The 3,054-nt window shown below is 76.5% G+C and carries 3 protein-coding genes; all 3 read left to right on the top strand.

Annotation, left to right across the window (positions count from 1 at the left end):
* The coding region (locus CBZ_RS11665; RefSeq protein ID WP_130781715.1) for a uroporphyrinogen-III synthase at window positions 1-592 on the top strand (592 nt) is incomplete at its 5' end.
* A complete protein-coding gene (gene hemB / locus CBZ_RS11660; RefSeq protein ID WP_130781714.1) occupies window positions 589-1,590 on the top strand; it encodes a porphobilinogen synthase in 1,002 nt (333 codons plus the stop codon). The genes CBZ_RS11665 and hemB, both read left to right, overlap by 4 nt.
* Window positions 1,590-2,951, top strand: coding sequence for a glutamate-1-semialdehyde 2,1-aminomutase (gene hemL / locus CBZ_RS11655; RefSeq protein ID WP_130781713.1), 1,362 nt, complete (start codon window positions 1,590-1,592; stop codon window positions 2,949-2,951). Before hemB ends, hemL begins: the two co-directional genes overlap by 1 nt.
* The last annotated feature ends 103 nt before the right edge of the window (window positions 2,952-3,054 follow it).

Here is a 3,054-nt window from a genome sequence, read left to right as displayed (position 1 = left end):
GGCCCGCGCACTGCGCGACGCCGGGGTCGTGCCGACCCTCGTGCCGCGCGGCGAGTCGACGGCCCGGGCACTCGTGGCGGCCTGGCCGGCCCTCCCCAGGACCACCCGGACCACGGCAGGCGCGGGCGCGGGCACCGGAGCCGCAACCCGGCCCGACCCGTCCGGCGACGGGCACGCAGCCGCCGCGACGCGCGTCCTGTTCCCGCGCGGCGACCTCGCCGCGACGACCCTCGCCGACGGCCTGCGCGCCCGCGGGTGGCAGGTCGACGACGTCGTCACGTACCGCACGGTCCCCGCGTCCCCGCCGTCCGACGAGGTCCGGGCCGCCTGGGCCGACGGGTCGGTGCACGCCGCGCTCCTGACCTCGGCGAGCACCGTGCGCGAGCTCGTCGCGCAGCTCGGCCCGCCCCCGCCGTCGACCCTCCTCGTGGCGATCGGCCCGACGACGGCGGCCGAGGCGCACCGGCTCGACCTGCCGCTCGCCGCGGTCGCGACCGAGCAGACGATGGCGGGCCTGGTCGCCGCGCTCACGTCCGCCGCCGCGGACGCCCCGACCCCCACCTCGCCCCCCGCCCCCGAGGAGTCCGCGTGACCGCCGTCCCCCCGCCCCACCCCGGCCGCGTCCGCCCGCGCCGCCTGCGCGCGACCCCCGCGATGCGCCGCCTGACCGCCGAGACGCGCCTGCACCCGGCCGAGCTCGTGCTGCCGCTGTTCGTCCGCGAGGGCCTGACCGAGTCGCGGCCCATCGCGTCGATGCCGGGCGTCCGGCAGCACACGCGGGACTCGCTCAAGGGCGCGGTGAGCGAGGCCGCCGCGGCCGGCCTGGGCGGCGTCATGCTGTTCGCCGTCCCGGAGGTCCGCGACGCGACGGGCACGCAGGCGACGGCCCCCGACGGGATCCTCAACCTGGCGATCGCCGACGCGGTCGCGGAGGTCGGCGACGCGCTCGTCGTGCAGGCCGACCTCTGCCTCGACGAGTTCACCGACCACGGCCACTGCGGGGTCCTCACACCCACGGGTGCGGTCGACAACGACGCGACCCTCGTCCGGTACGCGGAGATGGCGCTCGCGCAGGCGGCGGCGGGGGCTCACCTGGTCGGCCTCAGCGGCATGATGGACGGCCAGGTCGGCGTCGTGCGGGACGCCCTGGACACGGCCGGGCACGACCAGGTCGCCGTGCTCGCGTACGCCGCGAAGTACGCGTCGGCGTTCTACGGGCCGTTCCGGGACGCCGTCGAGTCGCAGCTCGAGGGCGACCGGCGGACCTACCAGATGGACCCGGCGAACCGTCGGGAGGCGGCCCGCGAGGTCGCGATCGACATCGCCGAGGGCGCGGACGTCGTCATGGTGAAGCCCGCGATGTCCTACCTGGACGTGCTGGCGGACGTGGCGGCGACGTCGACGGTTCCGGTCAGCGCCTACCAGGTGTCGGGCGAATACGCGATGATCGAGGCCGCCGCCGCGCAGGGATGGATCCAGCGCGAACGGGCGATCCTGGAGTCCGTGCTCAGCATCCGTCGTGCGGGTGCCGATCACGTGCTCACGTACTTCGCGACGGAGCTGGCCGGGTGGCTGGCGGAGGAGAAGTGATGAGCCGGTACGGCAGCAGCGAGGCGCCGGTCGTCGGCGGACGCACGAGCGCGGAGACGTTCGCGCACGCGCAGGTGGTCATCCCCGGCGGGGTGAACTCCCCGGTGCGCGCCTTCGGCGCCGTCGGCGGCACGCCGCCGTTCGTGGCGTCGGGCAGCGGCCCGTACGTGACGGACGTCGACGGTCACGAGTACGTCGACCTCGTCGGCTCGTGGGGCCCGGCGCTGCTCGGCCACGCGCACCCGGAGGTCGTCGAGGCCGTGCAGGCCGCGGCCGCCCGCGGGCTCGGCTTCGGCGCGCCGACCGTCACCGAGGTCGACCTCGTCGACGAGATCCGCTCGCGCGTCCCCGCCGCGGAGATGGTGCGGCTGGTGTCGACCGGCACCGAGGCCACGATGACGGCGCTGCGCCTCGCGCGCGCCTACACGGGCCGCGACCTCGTCGTGAAGTTCGCGGGCTGCTACCACGGCCACGTCGACGCGCTGCTGGCGTCCGCAGGATCGGGCGTCGCGACGCTCGCGCTGCCCGACTCGGCGGGCGTGTCCACCGCCGTCGCGGCCGAGACGGTCGTCGTGCCGTACAACGACCTCGACGCGCTCGGCGAGGTCTTCGCGACGCACGGCGACCGCATCGCCGCGGTCATCACGGAGGCCGCGCCCGCCAACATGGGCGTCGTGCCGCCCGGACCGGGCTTCAACGCCGAGCTGCGCCGCCTGACGCTGGAGCACGGCGCGCTGCTCATCCAGGACGAGGTGCTCACGGGCTTCCGGGTCGGGTTCTCCGGCTGGTGGGGCCTGGAGGGCCTGCGTGAGGGCTGGGCCGCGGACCTGTTCACGTTCGGCAAGGTCATCGGCGGCGGTCTGCCCGTCGCGGCGGTCGGCGGTCGCCGGGACGTCATGCGTCAGCTCGCGCCCGTGGGTCCCGTCTACCAGGCGGGCACGCTGTCGGGGAACCCCGTGGCGACGGCCGCGGGCCTGACGACGCTGCGCCTGGCCGACTCCTCGGTGTACGCGCGGATCGACGCGGTCGCGGCGACGCTGCGCACCGCGCTGTCGTCGGCGCTGGGCGAGGAGAGCGTGCCGCACAGCGTGCAGTGGGCGGGCAGCCTGTTCAGCACGATGTTCGGCCCTGGTGCCGCGCAGGACGGCGTCCGCGACTACGCAGCGGTGCAGGCCACGGAGTCGTGGCGGTACGCGCCGTTCCACCGCTCGCTGCTGGAGCAGGGCGTGTACGCCCCGCCGTCGCCGTTCGAGGCGTGGTTCGTCAGTGCCGCGCACGACGACGCCGCGGTCGACCGCGTCCTGGCGGCACTGCCCGCGGCGGCCCGCGCGGCCGCGCACGCGAGCGCCCCGACCGCCTGACCCCGGCGCCGGGACGTCACCCCGGCCATGCGGCACGAGCACGAACGACGCCCGCGGCCCCCGTCCTCGACGGGGAGCCGCGGGCGTCGGTGCGCGTCCGGGC

The organism is Cellulomonas biazotea, from assembly GCF_004306155.1.
Taxonomy (GTDB): Bacteria; Actinomycetota; Actinomycetes; order Actinomycetales; family Cellulomonadaceae; genus Cellulomonas; species Cellulomonas biazotea.
The sequence above is the reverse complement of the archived record's forward strand: the minus strand, read 5'-3'. Positions and strand labels throughout refer to the sequence as shown.